The sequence below is a fragment of the Variovorax sp. GW823-FHT04F07 genome, assembly GCF_058795995.1.
Genome location: NZ_JBXAIG010000001.1, coordinates 76,810 through 98,153, shown reverse-complemented (window position 1 = coordinate 98,153; position 21,344 = coordinate 76,810). Strand labels below are relative to the sequence as shown.

Annotated in this window: 15 protein-coding genes; 7 read left to right on the top strand and 8 right to left on the bottom strand. The window is 69.7% G+C overall.

Going from position 1 to position 21,344, the window contains the following annotated elements; translation table 11 throughout:
• Positions 1–2: 2 nt before the first annotated feature.
• Positions 3–2,471, bottom strand: coding sequence for a DNA internalization-related competence protein ComEC/Rec2 (locus AC1RAA_RS00470; RefSeq protein ID WP_492725867.1), 2,469 nt, complete (start codon positions 2,469–2,471; stop codon positions 3–5).
• Between the two features lie 121 nt (positions 2,472–2,592).
• Here AC1RAA_RS00470 and AC1RAA_RS00465 point away from each other — a divergent pair, with 121 nt between their 5' ends.
• Positions 2,593–6,084 (top strand): transglutaminase family protein, encoded by a 3,492-nt coding sequence (locus AC1RAA_RS00465; RefSeq protein WP_492725865.1) that lies wholly within the window; start codon positions 2,593–2,595, stop codon positions 6,082–6,084.
• 32 nt (positions 6,085–6,116) lie between these two features.
• On the opposite strand, the gene AC1RAA_RS00460 is transcribed toward AC1RAA_RS00465, so the two are convergent.
• Positions 6,117–6,716, bottom strand: a complete 600-nt coding sequence (locus AC1RAA_RS00460; RefSeq protein WP_095947346.1) for an ORF6N domain-containing protein — start codon at positions 6,714–6,716, stop codon at positions 6,117–6,119.
• Positions 6,717–6,845: 129 nt separating this feature from the next.
• Here AC1RAA_RS00460 and AC1RAA_RS00455 point away from each other — a divergent pair, with 129 nt between their 5' ends.
• From AC1RAA_RS00455 to AC1RAA_RS00440, 4 genes are read left to right on the top strand one after another with little or no spacing between them, the layout of a single operon-like run.
• A complete protein-coding gene (locus tag AC1RAA_RS00455; RefSeq protein ID WP_492725863.1) occupies positions 6,846–9,602 on the top strand; it encodes a circularly permuted type 2 ATP-grasp protein in 2,757 nt (918 codons plus the stop codon).
• 42 nt (positions 9,603–9,644) lie between these two features.
• On the top strand, positions 9,645–10,466 hold the full coding sequence (locus tag AC1RAA_RS00450; protein ID WP_492725861.1) for a basic amino acid ABC transporter substrate-binding protein: 822 nt from the start codon (positions 9,645–9,647) through the stop codon (positions 10,464–10,466).
• A 16-nt stretch (positions 10,467–10,482) separates the two neighbouring features.
• Positions 10,483–11,475 carry a transglutaminase family protein gene (locus AC1RAA_RS00445; RefSeq protein ID WP_492725859.1) on the top strand — a complete coding sequence of 331 codons (993 nt, stop codon included), beginning with the start codon at positions 10,483–10,485 and terminating at the stop codon, positions 11,473–11,475.
• On the top strand, positions 11,472–11,930 hold the full coding sequence (locus tag AC1RAA_RS00440) for a RidA family protein (RefSeq protein WP_062476784.1): 459 nt from the start codon (positions 11,472–11,474) through the stop codon (positions 11,928–11,930). Before AC1RAA_RS00445 ends, AC1RAA_RS00440 begins: the two co-directional genes overlap by 4 nt.
• Before the next feature lie 145 nt (positions 11,931–12,075).
• Here AC1RAA_RS00440 and AC1RAA_RS00435 read toward each other — a convergent pair whose 3' ends face one another.
• On the bottom strand, positions 12,076–13,269 hold the full coding sequence (locus tag AC1RAA_RS00435; RefSeq protein ID WP_492725857.1) for an ABC transporter substrate-binding protein: 1,194 nt from the start codon (positions 13,267–13,269) through the stop codon (positions 12,076–12,078).
• 126 nt (positions 13,270–13,395) lie between these two features.
• On the opposite strand from AC1RAA_RS00435, the gene AC1RAA_RS00430 reads away from it, so the two are divergent.
• Both AC1RAA_RS00430 and AC1RAA_RS00425 read left to right on the top strand, forming a co-directional pair.
• Positions 13,396–14,457, top strand: coding sequence for a sensor histidine kinase (locus AC1RAA_RS00430; RefSeq protein WP_492725855.1), 1,062 nt, complete (start codon positions 13,396–13,398; stop codon positions 14,455–14,457).
• Positions 14,454–15,086 carry a response regulator gene (locus AC1RAA_RS00425; RefSeq protein WP_062476788.1) on the top strand — a complete coding sequence of 211 codons (633 nt, stop codon included), beginning with the start codon at positions 14,454–14,456 and terminating at the stop codon, positions 15,084–15,086. The genes AC1RAA_RS00430 and AC1RAA_RS00425 overlap by 4 nt, the downstream gene beginning before the upstream one ends.
• Positions 15,087–15,103: 17 nt before the next feature.
• On the opposite strand, the gene AC1RAA_RS00420 is transcribed toward AC1RAA_RS00425, so the two are convergent.
• From AC1RAA_RS00420 to AC1RAA_RS00400, 5 genes are all read right to left on the bottom strand, one after another.
• Positions 15,104–16,858, bottom strand: a complete 1,755-nt coding sequence (locus AC1RAA_RS00420) for a carboxylesterase/lipase family protein (protein ID WP_492725853.1) — start codon at positions 16,856–16,858, stop codon at positions 15,104–15,106.
• A 166-nt stretch (positions 16,859–17,024) separates the two neighbouring features.
• Positions 17,025–18,029: a hypothetical protein gene (locus tag AC1RAA_RS00415; protein WP_492725851.1), complete on the bottom strand. Its 1,005-nt coding sequence runs from the start codon at positions 18,027–18,029 to the stop codon at positions 17,025–17,027.
• A complete protein-coding gene (locus AC1RAA_RS00410; RefSeq protein ID WP_492740524.1) occupies positions 18,026–18,835 on the bottom strand; it encodes a hypothetical protein in 810 nt (269 codons plus the stop codon). The genes AC1RAA_RS00415 and AC1RAA_RS00410 overlap by 4 nt, the downstream gene beginning before the upstream one ends.
• 212 nt (positions 18,836–19,047) lie before the next feature.
• Entirely contained in the window at positions 19,048–19,707 is a 660-nt protein-coding gene (locus AC1RAA_RS00405) for an aspartate/glutamate racemase family protein (protein WP_492725849.1), read from the bottom strand.
• Between the two features lie 40 nt (positions 19,708–19,747).
• Positions 19,748–21,202 carry an MFS transporter gene (locus AC1RAA_RS00400; protein ID WP_492725847.1) on the bottom strand — a complete coding sequence of 485 codons (1,455 nt, stop codon included), beginning with the start codon at positions 21,200–21,202 and terminating at the stop codon, positions 19,748–19,750.
• Between the last annotated feature and the right edge of the window lie 142 nt (positions 21,203–21,344).

The following is a 21,344-nucleotide window of genomic DNA, read 5'->3' as shown; positions in this document are numbered from 1 at the left end:
CTTCATGGCATGCGGTGGCGCCAGTAGCGCGGATCATTCGCGCGTTCACACTTCAGCTCGGCCGGCGCCGGGCTCGCCCAATGGGCGGCGCCGCAGCGCGGGCTGTCGACCACCTGCACGCCGCGCTCCACGTAGCGCGCCACCACCTCGGGCGCGGGGTGGCCGAAGCGGCTGCGGTAGCCGGCCTGCACGAGCGCAATGCGCGGGCGCACGGCGTCCAGGAAAACCTCGCTCGACGAGGTCTTGCTGCCGTGGTGTGGCACCAGCAACACGTCGGCCGACAGCCCGGGCGTGCGCGACACGAGCGCGGCCTCCTGCAGCCGTTCGATATCGCCCGCCAATAGAACCGTGGCGCGGCCGTTGCCGATGCGCAGCACGCACGACACGGCGTTGGGCCGCGTGAAGCCGAGGTAGTCGCTGTCGAAGGGAAACAGCACCTCGAAATCGACACCGTCCCAGGTCCAGCGCTGCCCGGCCTCGCAGCGGCGCGCGGGGCGCAGCGCCTGCAGCGGGTGCGCGGCCTCGATGGAACTCAGCAGCGCGGCCTGCGGCTGCATGGCGAGCACGGCGGGGGCGCCGCCGGTGTGGTCGATGTCGCGGTGGCTCAGCAACAGCAGGTCGAGCCGTTCGCCCCGCGCGCGCAGCAGCGGCACGAGCACGCGGTGGCCCGCGTCGCTGTCGAGCCCGTAGCGCGGGCCGGCGTCATACAGCAGGCTGTGCGTGGCGGTGCGCACGAGCACCGCGTTGCCCTGCCCGATGTCGGCGGCGAGCAGGTCGAATTCGCCCACGGCGGGCCGCGCCGGCTGCCACAGGAGCACCGGCAACAGCAGCGGCAGGCCGAGCGCGCGCATCGACCACGGCAGGCGCATCGCCAGCAGCACGCCGCCCGCCACGCCGCTTGCGGCCAGCCATGGCGGCGGCGCGGCCATCGACAGCGTGGCGAACGGCAGACCGGCGAGCACTTGCAGCAACAGCGCGAACAGCTTCACCGCACCGGCCGCCACATCCCACAGCGGCGGCACCGCCACGCCGAGCATCGCCAGCGGCGTGATCACCAGCGTCACCCACGGGATCGCGAGCGCATTGGCCACGAGCCCGACCGCCGACACCTGCTGGAACAGCAGCAGGCTCAGCGGCGTGAGCGCTAGCGTGATCGTCCATTGCTCACGAAAGAAGCGCCCCAGGCGCGTGAGCGCGCCCACCCTGCCCTCGCCCGGCACGGCCGTGGCGGAGGCGAACAGCACCGCCACGGCGACGAAGCTGAGCCAGAAGCCGGCCTGCAGCAGCGCCCACGGATCGGCGGCCACCACGACCGCCGCCGTCAACAACCAGACGTGCGGCCACGGCCAGCGCCGACCGGTCAGGCGCAACAGCGCCACGGCCGCGAGCATCCAGACCGTGCGCTGCGAGGGCACGCCCCAGCCGCTGAAGAGCGCATAGAGCGCGGCCAGCAGCACGCCGCCCGCGAGCGCGGCCTGTTGCGCGGGCAGCCGCAGCATGAGCCGGCTGCTGCGCCGCCAGAGCGCGCCCACGATGTGCGCCGCGAACCACGCGAACAAGGTGATGTGCAGGCCCGAGATCGACATCAGGTGCGCCACGCCGGTAGCGCGGAACACGTCCCAGTCGGCGCGGTCGATGGCGCCCTGGTCGCCGGTGACCAGCGCGGCGATCACGCCGGCCTGCCGCCGGTCGTCCACGCGGGTGAAGACCGCATCGCGCACGGCCTCGCGCGCCCGCTCGATCGGGTGCCGCCAAGTGGTGCCCATCAGCTGCGGCGCAGGGTCGCGTGCGCCAACTCGCACATGGCCCTGCGCATGCACGCCCTGCTCCCACGCCCACAGTTCGCTGTCGAAGCCATGCGGATTGAGGTTGCCGTGCGGCGCGCGCAGGCGCACGGTCAGTTGCCAGCGCTGGCCGGCATGCACCTCGCCCACGGTGCGTGCGACGGACGCGCGACGTTCGGCGGGCTGCTCCCACATCCCGCCGTACTCGCCGTACCAGGAGAGTGCGATGCGCGAAGGCACCTTCGGCGGCGCATCGCCGCGCGAGGCCTCGGCCCATTGCGCCGTCTCCACGTCGAAACGGAAGCGCGTTCCGATCTCGCCGGGCTGCGGCATCTGCGAGACCACGCCCGTGAGCCGCAGGTCACGCCCTTCGAGCTGCGGGCTCAGGGCCCCTTGCGCATAGGCCGTCGCGCGCCATCCAGCGAGCCCCGCGCCGGCCATCGCGCCGCAGGCCAGCGACAGCATCAGCACGATCAGCCGAGTCCCCCGCCACCGCCACAGCAGCCATCCGCCGCCGAGCCCCACGAGCAGCAATGCGACGTAGACACCCGCCGCCCACAGCAGCGGCTGGCGCAGTTGCACCGCCGCGCCGAGCAGCGTGCCGCCCAGCGCAACGAAGGCCCCCGCCCCACCCGCGACAGCGTCGGACGCACGCCGCGACTGCCCTCCCCACACCCCGGAATCCATGATGCAAACCCTCCCCCAACCCACGCTCGATGGCGCGTTAATTGCTTGGCAACTGGGCTAGTATGCGTCTCACCAGAGACATCTTTTCGATGCAACCTCGCTGCACTGCACGCCCCTACGCATGTCCATCCACGCCGCACTCCACCACGTCACCCACTACACATACGACCGCCTGGTGCAGTTGGGCCCGCAAGTCGTGCGACTGCGCCCCGCGCCCCATTGCCGAAGCAATGTGATCTCGTACTCGCTGCGGGTCGAGCCGGCCGAGCACTTCGTCAACTGGATGCAGGACCCGTTCGCCAACTACCAGGCGCGGCTCGTGTTCCCCGAGAAGACGCGTGAGTTCAAGGTCACGGTCGACCTCGTGGTCGAGATGGCGGTCTACAACCCCTTCGACTTCTTCCTCGAGCCGCAGGCCGAGAACTTTCCCTTCAAGTACACGGCCTCGCAGGCCGAAGAGCTGGCGCCCTACCTCGTCACCGAGAAGCCCACGCCGCTGCTGCAGGCCTACCTCGACAGGATCGAGCGCAAGGAGCAGCGCACCATCGACTTCCTGGTCGGCATCAACCAGCAGGTGCAGAAGGACGTCAGCTACCTCATCCGCATGGAGCCCGGCGTGCAGACGCCGGAAGAAACGCTGAGCAACGGCAGCGGCTCGTGCCGCGACTCGGGCTGGCTGCTGGTGCAGCTGCTGCGCCATTGCGGCCTGGCCGCGCGCTTCGTGTCGGGCTACCTGATCCAGCTCACGCCCGACGTGAAGGCCCTCGACGGCCCCAGCGGCACCACGGTCGACTTCACCGACCTGCATGCCTGGTGCGAAGTGTTCCTGCCGGGCGCCGGCTGGATCGGCCTGGATGCCACCTCGGGCCTGCTCGCCGGCGAAGGCCACATTCCACTCGCCTGCACGCCCACACCGTCGAGCGCCGCGCCCATCGAGGGCGGCGTCGACGAGTCCGAGGTCGAGTTCAGCCACGAGATGAAGGTCACGCGCATCTACGAATCGCCGCGCGTCACCAAGCCCTACACCGAAGAACAATGGGCCGAGGTGCTCGCGCTCGGCGACGCGGTCGATGCGCGCCTCGTGGCCGGCGACGTGCGCCTCACGATGGGCGGCGAGCCCACCTACGTGGCCACCAGCGACCGCGACGCGCCCGAATGGAACACCGACGCGCTCGGCCCCACCAAGCGCGGCTACGCCACCGAGCTCGTGCACAAGCTGCGCGCCGAGTACGGCCAGGGCGGCTTCCTGCATTTCGGCCAGGGCAAGTGGTACCCGGGCGAGCAGCTGCCGCGCTGGGCGCTGTCGATCTTCTGGCGCGCCGACGGCCAGACGCTGTGGCACGACCCCGAGCTGTTCGCCGATGAGCGCTTTCCCACGCACTACACGAGCGAGGACGCGCGCCGCTTCACTGCCGTGCTGGCGCACAAGCTGGGCCTCACCGAGCGCTACACCCAGGCCGGCTACGAGGACACCTACTACTACCTGTGGCGCGAACGCCGCCTGCCGGTGAACGTCGACCCCTTCGACTCCAAGCTCGACGACGAACTCGAACGCGTGCGCCTGCGCCGCGTGTTCACGCAGAAGCTCGACGCGGTGATCGGCTACATGCTGCCCATCGAACCCGGCAACGCCAACAGCGACGCGCCCGCGCTCGCCGGCCCCGGCTGGAAGACCGGCCCCTGGTTCCTGCGCGACGACCGCCTGTTCCTGATCCCGGGCGACTCGCCCATGGGCTACCGCCTGCCGCTCGACTCGCAGCCGTGGGCCAGCAAGGGCGACTACCCCTACCTCATCGAGCGCGACCCGACCGCGCCGCGCGCCGCGTTGCCCAGCGCGTCCGACTACCGCGCGCGCTATGCCACCGCCACGCCGGTGGCTGGCGCCGACCTGGGCGAGGTGCCCTACACCTTCGGCGCGCCGCCCGTGATGGCCGCGTCGCTGCGCATGCAAAGCCCCGGCGATGCGGCGAAGGGCGATGCTGCTGCTCCTGCTGATGCCGCCACGCGCCAGCCGCTGCGCGGCGAATCGGCCCACTGGGTCACGCGCACCGCGCTGTGCGTCGAGGTGCGCGACCCGCGCCGCGCCAACGGCCCCGCGGCCGAGAAGAAAGGCAGCGCCTCGGGCGTGCTCTACGTCTTCATGCCGCCGCTGGCGCGCCTGGAGGACTACCTCGACCTCGTCGCCGCCGTCGAAGCCACCGCGCAGCAGCTGGGCGTGCGCATCGTGATGGAAGGCTATCCGCCGCCGCGCGATCCGCGCCTGAAGATGCTGGCCGTGACGCCCGACCCGGGCGTGATCGAGGTCAACATCCACCCGGCCCACAACTGGAAGGAACTCGTCGACCACACCGAGTTCCTCTACAACGCCGCGTTCGAGACGCGCCTGTCGGCCGAGAAGTTCATGACCGACGGCCGCCACACCGGCACCGGCGGCGGCAACCACTTCGTGATGGGCGGCGCCACGCCCGCCGACAGCCCGTTCCTGCGCCGGCCCGAACTGCTGGCCAGCCTGCTGCTGTACTGGCACAACCACCCGTCGCTGAGCTACCTGTTCTCGGGCATGTTCATCGGCCCGACGAGCCAGGCGCCGCGCGTGGACGAGGCGCGCAACGACCAGGTCTACGAACTCGAGATCGCGCTGAAGGAAATCGCCAAGAACCGCGAGATCTACGGCCAGAACATGCCCGCGTGGCTGGTCGACCGCACGCTGCGCAACATCCTGATCGACGTGTCGGGCAACACGCACCGCAGCGAGTTCTGCATCGACAAGCTCTACTCGCCCGACTCCAGCACCGGCCGCCTCGGCCTCCTGGAACTGCGCGCCTTCGAAATGCCGCCGCATGCGCGCATGAGCATCGCGCAGCAGCTGCTGATCCGCGCGCTGGTCGCCCGCTTCTGGGACGCGCCTTACCAGGCGCCCGTCACCCGCTGGGGCACCGAGCTGCACGACCGCTTCCTGCTGCCGACCTTCGTCAAGATGGACTTCGACGACGTCATCAGCGAGATGCGCCAGGCCGGCTTTGCCTTCGATGCCGACTGGTTCGCGCCGCACTTCGAGTTCCGCTTCCCGCTCGTGGGCCAGATGCAGTCGATGGGCGTGGAGCTGTCGCTGCGCAACGCGCTCGAGCCCTGGCACGTGATGGGCGAAGAAGGCTCGGCCGGCGGCACGGTGCGTTACGTCGATTCGTCGCTGGAGCGCATCGAGGTGCGCGTGACCGGCCTGAACGAAAGCCGCCACGTCGTCACCGTCAACGGCAAGGTGCTGCCGCTGCAGCCCACCGGCGTCACCGGCGAATTCGTCGCGGGCGTGCGCTACAAGGCGTGGAACCCGCCCTCGGCGCTGCACCCGAGCATCCCGGCCCACGCACCGCTGACCTTCGACCTCGTCGACACCTGGATGAAGCGCTCGCTGGGCGGCTGCCAGTATTTCGTCGCCCACCCGGGTGGACGCAACTACGACACCTTCCCGGTCAACGCCTACGAGGCCGAGAGCCGTCGCCACTCGCGCTTCACACGCACCGGCCACACGCCTGGCCTGCTGCGCACGCCGCCGGCCACCATCGAGCTGCCGGGCAGCCGGGAGTTTCCGTTCACGCTGGACCTGCGGCGCTGAGGAACGAGGTGGGCTCTGTTCGCGCGGGGCGCTTATTGCTTGCCGCGCGCCTTCGGAGCCTTCTTCTCATCGGGCGTCACAAAGCCGATGGGCCGCCTGGGCGGATCGGGTGGCGTCGTCAGCGCCTTGATGGCATCGAAGACCTGGCGCAGCTGGTTGCGCGTGTTGCTGCTGAACGATTCCTGCCGCATGTCGATCAGCTCGGTCTTTTCTTCCAGCTCGCTCAAACGCCTGGCCAGGTCCTGGTGCGTGGTGACCAGCGCCCGTACCCGCACGAAGGTGCGCATGATCTCGATGTTGACCGCAATGGCGCGCGGGCTGCCGAGCACCGAGGACAGCATCGCCACGCCCTGCTCGGTGAACACGTAGGGTGCCGTGCGTCGGCCGCCACGGCCGGTGTTTGAGGTCACAGTTTGTGACCTCAAAGCCGCCCACTCCTCGGGCGAAAGCTGGAACATGAAATCGGCCGGGAAGCGCTCGGCATTGCGCTTGACCGCCTGCACCAGCACCTTGGTCTGCACGTCGTAGAGCACTGCCAGATCGGAATCCAGCATCACGCGCTGCTCTCGCAATGACAGGATGCGGCTCTCGATATGTGGTTGCAGCGGTGAGTTGGGGGATGCCGCGCTCATGTGAAGAGATGGATTGGTTTTCTTGATTATGGCTACCGCTATTCATGTTCGGACCCTCAACGCCTTCATTTCGCCTCGCCAGACGGTGCGCGGAGGCCCCGGTGACGGTGATGTGACAATCTCCCCCCTGTGGAACCCCTGAACGAATCCCTGTTCGACGCCCAGGCCCCGGAGCATCCGGCGGCGCTGGCGTCTTCGCTCGCGCCGGCGGCCCTGCCTGGGCATTTCGACGAATTGCGGGGACAGGCGACGCCCGCGGCGCCCTCGCGGCCGGTGTCGGGCGCAGCCCCGGCGCCCGCCGCGGCCCCGCTGCTGTACGACGCCGCCGAAGAGCGACCGGCTCCGTCGCAATCGCAGTCCCAGTCCCAGTCACAGTCACAGTCGTCCTCGCAATCACAGGCACAGGAACCTTCACCCTCCGGCGACCAGCCCCCGCTCACCCCCGCCTGGAACGCCTTCTTCGAACAGCTCGGCCCCGGCGGCATCAACGACCTGCCGCGGCGCGCGGTCAGCCTGGAGCGGCAGATCCGCGACAACGGCGTCACCTACAACGTGTACGCCGACGCCAACGGCCCGCAACGGCCGTGGTCGCTCGACCTGTTCCCGCTGATCGTCTCGCCCGAGAGCTGGGCCCAGATCGAGGCCGGCGTACAGCAGCGCGTGCGCGTGCTCGACCGCGTGATGGCCGACGCCTACGGCCCGCAGCAGCTGCTGGCCGAAGGCCTGCTGCCGCCGGCGCTGGTCCGCGGCCACCCGGGCTACCTGCGCGCGCTGCACGGCGTGAAGCCGGCGGGCGACACCTGGCTGCACATCGCCGCCTTCGACCTCGCACGCGGCCCCGACGGCAACTGGTGGGTGGTCTCGCAGCGCACGCAGGCGCCTTCGGGCCTGGGCTACCTGCTGGAGAACCGTCTCGCGATCACGCGGCAGTTTCCGCAGGCCTTCGAGGCGCTGCAGGTGCAGCGGCTGGCCGCCACCTACAGCGCCATGATGGAAGGCCTGCAGCGCATGTGCCCCTCGGGCTCGCCGCCGCACATCGCACTGCTCACGCCGGGCCCGTATAACGAAACCTACTTCGAGCACGCCTACCTGGCGCGCTACCTCGGCCTGACGCTGGTCGAGGGCAGCGACCTCACGGTGCGCGACCAGCGCCTGTACCTCAAGACGCTGCAGGGCCTGCGCCCGGTGCACGGCCTCATCAAGCGGCTCGACGACCAGTTCCTCGACCCGCTGGAGCTGCGCCCCGACTCCACGCTCGGCGTGCCCGGCCTGCTGCAGGCCATCCGCGCGGGCAACCTGCTGGTGGCCAACATGCCGGGCTCGGCCTTCCTCGAATCGCCGGCGCTGCTGGGCTTTTTGCCGGGGCTGGCGCTGCGGCTCATCGGTGAAAAACTCAAGCTGCCGGCGCTGCCGACCTGGTGGTGCGGCGAGCGCGCCGCGCTCGAGGCCGTGCTGCCGCAGCTCGGCGAAAGCGCCATCAAGCCGACCTACCCCGGCTTCCAGGGCCGCTCCAGTTTCGACGCCGTGTTCGGCAGCCAGCTCGGCCGCCGCGAAATCGACGAATGGGCCGGCCGCATCGTGCGCGAGGGCGACGTCCACACGGTGCAGGGCTACCTGCCGCTGTCGCAGATGCCGACCTGGGCCAGCGACCTCGGCCCCGGCCACATCGCGCCGCGCGCGCTGATGCTGCGCGTATTCGCAGTGAGCGACGGCCCGCAGTCGTGGCGCGTGCTGCCCGGCGGCCTGGCGCGCCTCGCAGGCCCCGACGCACAGATCGCCTCCATGCAACGCGGCGGCAGCAGTGCCGACGTCTGGGTGCAGACGCACGGCGAGGTCGACCGCACCACGCTGCTGCAGCCGCACGCCACGCCGGCCTCGCTCGCGCGGCACCGCGCGCCGGTCACCAGCCGCGCGGCCGAGAACATGTTCTGGCTCGGCCGCTACACCGAGCGCGCCGAGAACGCAGTGCGCCTGGCCCGGCTCACGCTCAACCTGCTGGGCAGCGAAGACCAGTCCTCGCGCCCGCTGCTCGAATGGCTGCACCGCATGGCAGTGCGCAATGCACTCGTGCCCGCCGAGGCGCCGAGCGCGCCTCAGTCGCGCCGCGTGTTCGAGCGCGCACTCATCGCCGAGCTGGGTGATGTCGACCACGGCGGCAGCGTCGGCTACAGCCTGCGCAGCATCCGGCAGGCCGCGGCGGCCGTGCGCGAACGGCTGTCGCAGGACAACTGGAACCAGATCGTGCGCGCCGAAAGCGACTTCCTGCGGCGCGCGGCCGAACAGGCCGGCGAAGGCAGCTTTGCCGCCAGCGCCGCCCTGCGCGCGCTCGAATCCGCCAGCACCGCGTTGGCCGCCATGACCGGCGCGCAGACCGACCGCATGACGCGCGACGACGCCTGGCGGTTGCTGTCGATCGGTCGCCACATCGAGCGGCTGGGCTTTTTGTCGAGCGCGCTCGAGGCCGGCTTCGCCAACGGCGCCGTGCACGAGGTGAGCGGCTTCGAGGCGATGGTGGCGCTGTTCGACAGCACCATCACCTTCCATGCGCGCTACCAGCAGCGCCGCGACGTCGCCACGCTGGTCGACCTGCTGGTGCTCGACGCCGAGAACCCGCGTTCGCTGGCCTGGGTCACGCAGACGCTGCGCGGTCGCATCGCAAGGCTCGCAGGCAGCGCACCAGGCAAGCTCACCGCCCTGTCGTACGAGCTGCCCGACCCCGCCACCTGGACGCTCGAACACCTGTGCGCGGCCGGCCCCGGCGCCGACTACCCCGCGCTGGTCGAACTGCTCGCCACCTGCGAGACGGCGGCGTACCACGTGTCGGACGCCATCGGCACGCGCTACTTCACGCTCACCTCGGAATCGCTGCGCTCCGTCGGCGCCTGATTCCACAGATACACACAACGATATTTCGAAGGAGGCATTTCCATGTCCGGCATCGCCCTCAACCGCCGTCTCACACTGACCGCCGCCAGCCTCCTGGTCGGCCTCGCGCTCGCCGGCTGCGGCAAGCAGGAACCCACCGCGCCCGCAGCCGCCTCGGCACCGCCGCCCGCCGCCGCACCGCGCGTGCTGGTCGTCGGCACCGACGCCGCCTACACGCCCTTCGAATCGCAGAACGAAAAGGGCGAGGTCGTGGGCTTCGACATCGACGTGGTGAAGGCCATCGCGCAGAAGGCCGGCATCGAAGTGAAGTTCGTCAACACGCCGTGGGAAGGCATCTTCAACACGCTCGAGCTGGGCGACCGCGACCTGCTGGTGTCGGCCATCACCATCACGCCCGAGCGCCGCCAGACGATGGACTTCTCGCAGCCCTACTTCGAGGCCCGCCAGCTCATCGCCGTGAAGAGCGATTCGACGGTCGCGAAGTTCGACGACATCAAGAAGCTCAAGGTCGGCGTGCAGAACGGCACCACCGGCGACGAGGTGGTGGGCAAGCTGCTGGGCAAGTCGAGCACCGACATCAAGCGCTTCGAATCGACGCCGCTGGCGCTCAAGGAACTCGAGGCCGGCGGCGTGCAGGCCGTGGTGGCCGACAACGGCGTGGTCGCCCACTACCTGGCCAACAACCCGGGCGGCGGCTTCAAGACCGTGAGCGATGCCGGCTTCTCGACCGAGCAGTACGGCATCGCCGTGAAAAAGGGCAACGCCGAGCTGCTGGCGAAGATCGACAAGGGCCTGGCCGACATCAAGGCCGACGGCACCTACGCGAAGATCTACGCTTCGCACTTCGGCGCCGAGTCCAAGTAAGCCACAGGCCCGCGCGATGCTGCTGCACGTCACCCACGAAACGCGCTACGCGTACGCGCCAGCGGTCGAGACGGCGCAGCACCTGGCGCACCTGCGCCCGCTGGCCACCGCCTCGCAGGAACTCGTGAGCCACCAGCTCACGATCGACCCCGCGCCCGCGCAGCGCAACGAGGTGCCCGACCTGTACGGCAACACGCGCGCCTTCTTCGCGCTCGAGACCACGCACGACCACCTCATCGTCACGGCCGAAAGCGTGGTGAAAACATCGGCGCCCGTGCTCTCGCCCGCCGTGGCGCGCGAGCTGCCCTGGGAGGCCGTGCGCGAGCGCTTCCGCTTTCGCAAGGACGCGCCCTTCGACCCCGCCTCGGAGTTCGTCTTTCCCTCGCCGTACGTGCCGCGTCACGACGACTTCGTCGCCTACGCGCGCGCCAGCTTCGTGCCCGAGCGTCCCACCTTCGACGTGGCGATGGACCTCACCGAGCGCATGTACCGCGACTTCGCCTACGACGCCGACAGCACCGAGATCAACACCCCCGCCGTCGAGGCCTTGGCGCAGCGCAAGGGCGTGTGCCAGGACTTCGCCCACATCCTCATCGCGTGCTTTCGCGCCATGGGGCTGCCGGCGCGCTACGTGAGCGGCTACCTGCTCACGCAGCCGCCGCCGGGCCAGCCGCGCCTGGTCGGCGCCGACGCCTCGCACGCGTGGGTGTCGGTGTATTTGCCTGGCGAGGGCGAAGGCCCCGAGAGCGTGGGTGGCTGGGCCGACTTCGACCCCACCAACGGCCGCCAGCCCGGCGAGGACTACGTCACGCTCGCCATCGGGCGCGACTACTCCGACGTCTCGCCGATGCGCGGCGTGCTGCATGGCGGCGCGCGCCACACGCTGCATGTCGGCGTGACCGTGCAACCCGTGGGGGAAGTGGTGCAGCTGCCGACGTCGGCGGCGCAAACACAGACACAATCACCCCCGTCATCGTCATCACCATCCTCAGATCAGGAGTCTCCATGAGCGTTTACGACAAGCTTTCCAGCCTCGGCATTTCCCTGCCCCCGGTGTCCGCACCCGCCGCCGCCTACGTGCCTTTCGTGCAGACCGGCAACCTCGTGTTCCTGTCGGGCCACATCGCCAAGAAGGACGGCAAGGTCTGGGTCGGCCAGCTCGGCGCCAACATCGGCACCGACGAAGGCAAGCAGGCCGCACGCGCCATCGCCATCGACCTGCTCGGCACGCTGCACGCGGCCGTGGGCGACCTGAACAAGGTCAAGCGCATCGTCAAGGTGATGAGCCTCGTGAACTCGGTCGGCACCTTCACCGAACAGCACCTGGTGACCAACGGCGCCAGCGAGTTCTTCGCCGAAGTGTTCGGCCCCGAAAAGGGCGCGCATGCACGCAGCGCCTTCGGCGTGGCGCAGATCCCGATGGGCGCCTGCGTCGAGATCGAGCTGATCGCAGAGATCGGCTGATCTTTCTCCTGGGCGGCTCGGTCTCTGAAGGCGTGAAGAAACCGTAGCGAGCGGCCCGAGGTCGCATCGAGGACCGGAACCGTACACCCGTACGGTGAGGACCGCAGATGCGAGATCGGGACGCGCAGTAGGTTTATTCGCGCCTTCAGTGAATGAGCCGCCCTCCGTTGCCAATCATCGAGAGCGTCACGGGATGCGGACGCACACCCGGATCATCGCCACTCGACACCGGAATCCCCTCGATCTCACGCCGCAGCATCAGCTTCATGGCGTCCTGCATCGAGCGGCGTGGTGAAGCGGCCAGCGCCGAGCGCGCCGCCTCCACCGTCACCATCGCCACCACGTACCCTTCCAGCGAAAAGTAGCTGAACTCGTCGCGGCCCATGTGGCTGCGCATGTCCTGCTGGTAGCGCTGCACCAGCGGCGAGGTCGCCAGCCGCGGGTTGGGCATGACCTGCGAGATCACGGTACCGCGCGCCGCCGGCCCCACGCTCTTGGCGAGCACCTCGCCGTTGACGATCGAGAGCATGTACGGCGTCGGCCTCGCAACACCACTCTCCGCCGCCAGCCCCGACAGCAGCTTCACCCCGCACGGCGTCACGCACAGCGCGAACAGCGCGTCGGGCTTCGCCGCACGCACACTCGCGGCCACCGCGGCCCCGTCCATTTGCGCCAGCGCCACGCCCTGCTGTCCCACCAGCTCGATGCCCGCGCCGCGCAGCGCGATCTCGAGCGCCGCAAACGCGTCGCGCCCCAGCCCGTCGTCCTGCCAGACCGCGAACGCGCGCCGCTGCCGCACCGACACCGCCTGCGCGACCAGCTGGCGCACTTCGTCGGCGTAGCTTGCGCGCAGGTGGTAGATGAGCGCGCGCTGCGCGCCGTGCAGCGCCGAGGCGCCGGTCATCGCGCCGATCAGCGGCGTGCCCGCTTCGCGCATCGTCGGGTAGGCCGCGTCGATGTGCGAGGTGCCGGCCGACAGGCCCAGCGCATCGACCTTGTCCTGCACCACGAGCTGGCGGATGTTCTGCGTGTGGCGCTCCACCGAGTAGCCGTCGTCCAGCGCGCGCCACACCAGCTTGTGGCGCCCGAGCAGGCCGTCGCGCTGCACGCGCGCCAGGTAGGCGTCGATGCCGTCCTTCACGTTGCGCCCGGCCTCGCCGAGCGGCCCGCTCAGCGGCAGCGACTGCCCCACCACGATCTCGTCGGCGCGGCCCGGCAGGCCCAGGAGCATGAGGAGCAGAGGCGCAAGCCAGCGGTAGACCATCGTCGTGTCGTCCTTGCCGGCGTCGCCGGCCGTGGGGCAGCCTGAAGCAGGCGGGCCCCGATCTTGGCGGCGCACCGCATGCGGCGGCCATCGGACATTTCCGGCCGGCGCTACGGGGAACCCTGCTGCTCGCAAACCCTCGGGCGCGGCCGTGCGGCGCGGCCCGCGACCTATCATGCAGCGCGCCACCGCCCGCCCCCCATGACAGCACCCGCCCGCGAGAGCCTGCAGGACATGCCCTTCGACACCATCGTCGAACAGGCGGTGGCGGGCATCTACGTGATCCAGGACGACCGCTTCGTCTACTGCAACGCGACCTGGGCCGCCATCGTGGGCTACACCGCAGAGGAAATGACCGGCATGTCGCTGGCCGAGATCGTGCCGCCCGACTTCGTCGAAGTCGTGCGCTCGCGCATCCGCATCCGGCTGGCGGGCAATCCGCCGAGCATGCACTTCATCACGCGCGGCCTGCACCGCGACGGGCGCGTGCGCTTCGTCGAAGTCCACGGCTCGCGCATCGAGCACCGGGGCCGCCCGGCCGTGATGGGCGTGGGCGTGGACGTGACCGACCGCGTGCGCAACGAGGAAGAGCGCCAGCGCTCGCGCGAGCAGCTGCAGGCCCTGGCGGCCTACACCGCCAACAAGCTCGAGGAGCAGCGGCTGGCGCTGTCGCGCGACGTGCACGACGTGCTCGGTGGCATGCTGACCTCGATCAAGATGGACGCCACGCGCATCCAGCGCCGCGCCGACAACCCCGAGGTGCAGGCGCTCACGCAGGGCCTGATCGCGCTCACGCAGCAGACCATCGACACGGTCAAGCAGATCTCGGAGGCGCTGCGCCCCAGCGCGCTCGACCACCTGGACCTGTCGGTGGCGCTGGCCCACGAGCTGCAGGCCTTCACGCGCCGCTCGGGCGTGCTGCATTCGCTGGACACCGACGCACCCGCGCTGCGGCTCGCGCCCAAGCAGGCCACCGCGGTCTACCGCATCTTCCAGGAAGGCCTGACGAACGTCCTGCGCCACGCGAAGGCGCAGCGCGTGGACGTGCGGCTGCGCGTGGACGGCGAGCGCCTGCGGCTCGCGCTGCACGACGACGGCTGCGGCTTCGACCCCGACGCGCCCGAGGGCAGCGCGCTGGGCCTTCTGAGCATGCGCGAACGCGCGCGCGAGATCGGCGGCGAGCTGCACATCCACGCGGCGCCCGGCGCGGGCACGCGGCTGGCGCTGAGCGTGCCGCTGCAGCCGGAGAGCGGCCCCTCATGATCGACATCCTGATGGTCGACGACCACACGATCTTCCGCTCGGGCCTGCAGCGGCTGCTGCTCGACGAGACCGACCTGCGCACCACGGCCGAGGCCGGCAACGGCGCCGAGGCGCTCGAGCTGGTGCGCCAGCGCCGCTTCGACGTGGTGCTGCTGGACATCAACATGGAAGGCCGCAACGGCCTGGAGGTGCTGGCCTCGATCCGCGCGCTGCAGCCCGCGCTGCCGGTGCTCATGCTGTCGATGTACGCCGAGGAACAGTACGCGCTGGTCGCCATCCAGGCCGGCGCGCGCGGCTACATCGCGAAAGACGCGGAGCCCGCCGAGCTGGTGCGCGCGATCCGCTGCGTCGCGGCCGGCGGCCAGTACCTGAGCGCGCGCGCCGCCTCGCAGGTCAGCGGCCAACTCGAAGGCCGCGACGACCGCCCCGCGCACCAGCGGCTCACGGTGCGCGAGCACCAGATCATGCTCATGATGCTCAAGGGCCTGTCGCTCACCGCCATCGGCGACGAGATGCTCATCAGCGTGAAGACCGTGAGCACGCACCGCAGCAACATCCTGGACAAGCTGGGCGTGGCCAGCACGGCGGAGCTGGTGCTCTATGCCGTGCGCCACGGGATCATCCAGTAGCTGGCTTTTTCAGGAACTCAGCGAGTACCGTTGCGCAGTGGGTCCACCGAATCGGGCAGCGCGTTGAAATCGATCTGCTGGAACAGGAACTCGCGCTGCTGCGGCGACAGCAGCGAGTAGCGCGGCCAGAAGAACAGGTAGTCGTCGGCCGACATGCGCGGCTGGTTGTCGAAGACCATGCGCTTGCTGCACAGCAGGCACACGAAGTTGGTCCAGTTGTTCCAGGTCGTCTGGCCGTCGAACATGCGGCTCGGTGCGCCGTAGCGGGCAAAGCTCGCCGCGTGGCCGATGAACTTGTCCGACAGCGCCTTGCGGCTGCTTGCGTTCGCGGAGCTCCAGGCAAAGCGCATGAAGTTCGGCTCGTCGGTCACGAAGTTGCCGAACAGCGCCGCCACGTCGATGCCGTGGAACGCGCCGAAGGTGTCCTTCCAGGGCTGCGGCGTGTCGTCCCAGTTGTAGTTGTAGCGGTAGATGTCGCCGTTCTGCAGGCGCAGCACGCGGATCACGTTGTCGATCACGTTGTCCAGCGCGTAGCTGATCACTTCATGCGTCTGCGTGTAGATCGGCCGGAACTCGGGCTTGATCAGCTGGTTGAAGGTGACGCTGCCGGGCGCCGCGTAGTTGCTCAGGTTCCACAGCTCCTGCTGCGAGGGCTGGCCCATGCCGAACAGGAAGGCGAAGTACGAGCCCTCGTCGTGCGTGGAGCCGATCATCAGCGGCATCTTGTTGTAGTTGCCCGCCAGCAGGCCGGGCAGCCCGCTCGCGCGGATCACGGTGCCATCGGTGAAGTGGCCTGGCACCACGGGGCTGGGCGTGAACTTCATGATCTGCGCCGCGCTCGCACCGCGCAGCAAGGCGGCGATGTCGGCGGCGCTCATGGTCACGCGTTGCGCCGCGGCCTGCAGCGTGGTCGAGGCGCGGCCGGTGTCGACCAGCAGGTTGTCGATGAGCGAGTCGGCCGCCAGCGTGCCCACCACCGGCGGGTACGCATTGGGCACGCCCGACATGCACAGTGCGCGGTGGAACTTGCCGTCGGCCAGCGGCGACTGCAGCAGGCCCCAGGTGTTGATGCAGCCGGCCGACTGGCCCGCCACCGTCACCTGCCCCGGGTTGCCGCCGAAGGCGCGCGCGTTGGCCTTCACCCAGTCGAGCGCGCGCACGAGGTCCAGCGTGGTGAAGTTGCCCGAGTCGTCCAGCGCGTTGCCGGTCTTCATGGCCGGGTGGTTCAGCCAGCCCAGCATGCCCATGCGGTACTGCACGGTGACCACCACCATGTTGGCCTTCTGCGCCAGGTAGGCGCCGTCGTAGGCCGGCTCGCGCGCCGAGCCCTTGGTGTTGCTGCCGCCGTGGATCCAGAAGAACACCGGCAGGTTCTCGGCGCTGGAGTTCGGCCGCCACACGTTCAGGTACAGGCAGTCTTCGGTGCCCACGGGCTGGCCGAAGGTGGCCGGGTCGGGCTCGCCGAAGGGGTTGCCGACCTGCGCGCACATGCCGGCCAGCGTGGTCGCGGCACGCGCGCCGCTCCACGGTTGCGGCGGCTGCGGGGCGCGCCAGCGCAGGTTGCCGACGGGCGGCTGCGCGAAGGGAATGCCCAGGAAGGCATGCGTGTTGTTGGCCGCGACCTTGCCGTAGATCTGGCCGGCGTCCAGCGTGCGCGTGAGGCTCTGGTTGTAGGCGGCCAGCGCAGGCGCCGCGAGCATCGCGAGCGCCCACAGGACCGTGGTGCGAAGCAGCAGGCGAACGAGGCCTGCGAGAGAACGGGAGCGGTGCATGGTGGTTGTCTCCTCGAGGTGGATGCGGCGGGCTCTGACGGCCTCGGTCATGCATCGATTCTCGTGAGCACCCTGCCCCGCCCGCCTCGGTGTCATCGCAGGGGGGCGGCAAGAATCCTCCGATTGACATCCGGCCCGCAAAGGGCCATGCAACGCTTGGCGGCTGCTACTTGCGCTTCCAGCTCGCCACGGTGATGTACACGCCGGTTTCCTTCGCGTCGCGCAGGCGCACGCTGTAGCGGCCGGCGCCGTCGGTGCCGTTGAAGACGACCTCGCGGCCCTCTTCGTCCAGCGTCGCGCCCTTGGCGAGTTCGCGGTAGGCGTCGACCAGCTTGGCGATCGGCTCGTAGCTGCGCAGCGTGACCTCGGCGTCGGGCAGGCGCGCCTCGGGGCGCTGGGCGCTCTGGTAGGCCGTGCGCATCGGCAGGCCGGCCAGCCCCTTGGGCAGCACGATCTTACCGGCGCTGGCAGTGCTGTTCACCTCGGCCGTCTGCACCAGCAGCGGATGCAACGACGCCGGGAAGCCCGGCGGCAGCTGCTCGGCGCGCCAGCCCGGCACGCCCGGCTGGCCGGTGATGTACTCGACGCTGGCGATCTTCTGCGCGGCGGCCACGTCCGCCGGATCGTCGCTGTCGGCCATGGCCGCAAGGAACGACGGCAGCTGCTTGCTCCAGGCCACGAGCGGCGCGGCGTCGGCCTGGCTGGCACCGGCGCGCTGGAAGACCGAGAGCACGGTCTGCGGCAAGGGGTTGCACACCTTGGGGTCGTCGCGCTTGGCAGCCGTGCGGCAGTGGCCGTTGACCAGCCCCACCGCCTGCACGCGGCCATCGGCGTCGATCAGCAGTGCCGCGCGCTCTTCGCCGTGGCCGCCGCCGCTGACCGACGCGATCACCTGGCGGCCGTCGGGCCACACGGTGCGCGTGACGTCGAACTTCGAGCGCATGCCTTCGAGCAGCTGCTGCGCGATCAGCGTGTCGGGTTCGGTGTAGCTGCCGCGCGCGTAGCCGACCAGGCCGATCACGGCGCTGCGGATGCGCGTCTGCTCGCTCAGGCGCAGCGTGGGCGGCGGCAGCTCCGTCGTGACGGGCGCCGCAGCGTCTTGTGCGTGGGCGGTGAGCGCGCAGGCGAACACCAGCGACGCGAGCGCCGCCGGAATCAATGTCTTCTTCATTCGGAAATTTCCACTTCGATGTTCGTGATCGCGGGCATGTCGCGCGGGACCGTCGTGCTGACGGAGAAGCTCAGGCCGTTGCGGCTGCCGGCGATGAAGCCGTCGCTGGACTCGATGTCCTTCAGCGGCGGCGACAGCTGCTTGTAGAACGCCAGCACCTGCTGTGGCGTGTCGACGGTCTGCAGGCGCAGCACGCGCTTGGCCTTGGCGTCGCTCAGCGCGTCCTGTGCGGTGCCGTAGATCAGCGCCTTGGGATACAGCGGCACCTGCGCGGAGAAGGCCTTGTTGGGCCGCACGATGGGCCGTGCCGTGGTGCGCGCGGCGTCCATCGTGACGTACTCGGTCGTCGCGATCTTCTCGCCCACGCCCTCGCCGCCCTGCATGCGGTCGGGAACCTGCTGACTCCATGCGACCAGCGGTTGCGCCTTGGTGCGGTCGAGGCCGGGGCGCAGGAAGATCGAGAGCACGGCATGCTGGTCGTCGAGGCAACCGCTCGACGACGAGTCCTTGCCGCAGCTGCGATGCACCAGTGCGGCAGCCAGCACGTCACCGCTGCGGTCGTCGACCAGCACGGCCGCGCGCTCGCCGCCGTCGTAGGGCCGGCGGTACGACGAAAGCAGTCGTTGGCCGTCAGGCAGCGCCTGCTGCTTGCGGTCGGGGCGCGAGGCCAGGCCCGAGATCAGCTGCTCGGCCAGCAGGCCTTCGGGCCAGTAGTACGAGCCCGACGCCATGCCCGCGAAGCGCGTCACGGCAAGGTCGAGTGCGGGGGCCTGGGATGTTTCCGGGGCGCGCTCGTGATGCGGCACGAGGACCAGCTGGGGTGTCGCGGTTTGTGCGACGGCGCCGAGGGAAGAGAGAAGAAGAAAAGCGAGGAGAGCGGAACGCGGTCGAAGGTGAGGCATGCAAAAAAGAAAACGAACGATGCGGCTTGCCCGATGTTTGCGGACAAGTGTGTCGTTTCATTCTAGAAGGCGTTCATTGCCAGAACGCCTCGCATCTCATCGCCGCGACGAACGTCTCACGGTGTGACCGCGAGCTTCGAACACAGCAGCCGCATCGCAGCACCGATCGGCGCGATCACCGGCACTTCGAAGCGCGGTGCGAGCGCCAGCGCGGCCTGCCCGAGCGGACCACCACCGATGATCACGGCCTGCGCGCCGTCGTCGTCGATGCAGCGCTGCACGGCCTGCGCCAGCGCCTCTTCGAGCGCCTTCGCATCGGCCGCGAGCGCACGCGGATCGCCCTGCGTGAGACGGATGCCGCTGAACTGCGCGCCCAACCCGAGCGCGGCGGCGCGCGCTTCGATGGGCGCCACGAGGTCGGGCGTGACGGTCGCGATGCCGAAGCGGCGGCCGCCCTCGCCCGCCGCGAGCATCGAGGCTTCGGCGATGCCGACCACGGGCACGCCGGCCTCGCGCCGCAACAGCGCCACGCCGGGGTCGCCGAAGGCGCTGACGATCACGCCGTCCCAGCCCTCGTCCGCCGCCGCGCGCCACACCTTCAGCACCTCGTGCGCGGCCGCGTTCAGCTCGTCTTCGTTGACGATCATCGGCGGGCCCTGCACCGCCGTGCGGCCGGTCACGCGGCAACCGGCGGGCGCTTCGGCGGACGCGATGCCGACCATCATGTCGGTGGTGGCGACGGAGGCGTTGGGGTTGATGAGCAGGATGTCGGGCATGCGGAAAAGCGCTTTCTTTGGAGATCGTTCGGTGCGCGGTTCAGTTCGAGCGGGCCAGCGTCGCGCCCGGTGCGCGGTCTTCGGCCTCGGCTTCGCCGGGCAGCGGCAGCGCATCGGGCGACTGGCCGTAGGTCTCGGGCACGCACTGCACGCTGGCCACGAACACCGCGTACATCGCGGCAGCCAGGCCGAACACGCCGACCAGCCCGAAGCTGTCGAACAGGCGGCCCGCCACCAGCGGCATCAGCGCGCCGGCCGCCGTGCCCGTGGCGAGGATGAAGGCCGTGCCGAAGGCGCGCACGCGCGTCGGGTACAGCTCGGGCGCGAAGATCCAGATGGTGGTGTTCAGCAGCAGCACGAAGAACTGGAACACCGCGCCCGCAATGAGGATCACGACGATGCTCTTGGCCACGAAGCCGATGGTCAGTGCCGCGAGGCAGGCGCACACGGCGCCGGCCGTCAGCACGCGCTTGCGTGGAAAGTGAAAGCCCAGCAGCGAGGCCGCGATGGCGCCCAGCAGGCTGCCGCCCTGCATCACCATCGTGAACAGCAGGCTCTTGGACATGCTGTAGCCCAGTGTCACGAGGATGGTCGGCATCAGCGTGAGCACCGAGATCTGCGCACCGTAGGTCATCCAGATCGTGATGCACAGCGGCACCGTGCGCCGCGCCAGCGCGCCGCGGAAGATCTCGGTCACACGCACCTTCGGCCGGACGGCCTGCGCGAGCGTGCCGTCGTCGGTGATGTAGGGGTGCGGCGCCGCCGGCTTGCCTGACAGCCGTCCCGAGGCGAGGCGCGACAGCACGGCATTCGTTTCTTTCACGCGGCCCTGCGACAGCAGGAAGCGCGGCGTCTCGGGGATGTAGCGGCGGTAGAAAGCGCCGAGCAGCGCCGGCACCATGAGGCAGGCGAACAGCCAGCGCCAGGCGTTGTCGCCCGGGAACATCCAGAACACCAGCAGGCCAAAGCCCGGTGCGAGGAAGTTGCCGAGCCCGCCGGCGCCCACGTTCACCATGCCCACGGCCGTGCCGCGGAACTTGGTCGAGCAGAACTCGGCCAGCATGGTCACGGCAATGGCAATCTCGCCGCCCAGCCCGAAGCCCACCACCGCGCGGCCCAGCGCCATCACCGTGAAGTTGGGTGCCATCGCGCAGATGCCCGCGCCGAGCGTGAACAGCAGCAGGTCGATCGACAGCATCACGCGCCGGCCGTAGCGGTCGGCGATGAAGCCCGAAATGATCCGTCCGATGGCCGCGCAGGCAAAGGTGACGGTGTTCAGGAAGCCGATGTCGGAGGCGCTCAGCCCCCACTGCTCGCGCAGCATCGGACCGACGATGCCCACCGCGTTCTGTTCGAAGGCATCGAACAGGCAACCGATGAGGATCAGGAAGATGATCGTGTGGTGCGAGCGCGTGACGCCGATGGTGTCGAGCGCGCGATCGAGCTCCGCGACTCGGGGCGAGTCGGGCCCGGAGGAGAGTGCAGGTCCAGCCATGGAAAAACCCCTTGAGAAGGAATGAAGTGCTTGCTTGCGCGGTGCAGCCCGGTGTCGCGGATCGCATCGTAGGCGGCATCGCGCCTGAATGGCATATGGATTTCACCTACTTTGAATAGTTGAAATTCAAATTTCATTCAAT

Excerpts from the sequence above, each read along its gene's own strand:
- AC1RAA_RS00425 (WP_062476788.1), top strand. The coding sequence starts at position 14,454 with ATGATCGACATCCTGATGGTCGACGACCACACGATCTTCCGCTCGGGC.
- AC1RAA_RS00440 (WP_062476784.1), top strand. The coding sequence starts at position 11,472 with ATGAGCGTTTACGACAAGCTTTCCAGCCTCGGCATTTCCCTGCCCCCG.
- AC1RAA_RS00430 (WP_492725855.1), top strand. The coding sequence starts at position 13,396 with ATGACAGCACCCGCCCGCGAGAGCCTGCAGGACATGCCCTTCGACACC.
- AC1RAA_RS00400 (WP_492725847.1), bottom strand. The coding sequence starts at position 21,202 with ATGGCTGGACCTGCACTCTCCTCCGGGCCCGACTCGCCCCGAGTCGCG.
- AC1RAA_RS00420 (WP_492725853.1), bottom strand. The coding sequence starts at position 16,858 with ATGCACCGCTCCCGTTCTCTCGCAGGCCTCGTTCGCCTGCTGCTTCGC.
- AC1RAA_RS00415 (WP_492725851.1), bottom strand. The coding sequence starts at position 18,029 with ATGAAGAAGACATTGATTCCGGCGGCGCTCGCGTCGCTGGTGTTCGCC.
- AC1RAA_RS00470 (WP_492725867.1), bottom strand. The coding sequence starts at position 2,471 with ATGGATTCCGGGGTGTGGGGAGGGCAGTCGCGGCGTGCGTCCGACGCT.
- AC1RAA_RS00405 (WP_492725849.1), bottom strand. The coding sequence starts at position 19,707 with ATGCCCGACATCCTGCTCATCAACCCCAACGCCTCCGTCGCCACCACC.
- AC1RAA_RS00460 (WP_095947346.1), bottom strand. The coding sequence starts at position 6,716 with ATGAGCGCGGCATCCCCCAACTCACCGCTGCAACCACATATCGAGAGC.
- AC1RAA_RS00465 (WP_492725865.1), top strand. The coding sequence starts at position 2,593 with ATGTCCATCCACGCCGCACTCCACCACGTCACCCACTACACATACGAC.
- AC1RAA_RS00450 (WP_492725861.1), top strand. The coding sequence starts at position 9,645 with ATGTCCGGCATCGCCCTCAACCGCCGTCTCACACTGACCGCCGCCAGC.
- AC1RAA_RS00445 (WP_492725859.1), top strand. The coding sequence starts at position 10,483 with ATGCTGCTGCACGTCACCCACGAAACGCGCTACGCGTACGCGCCAGCG.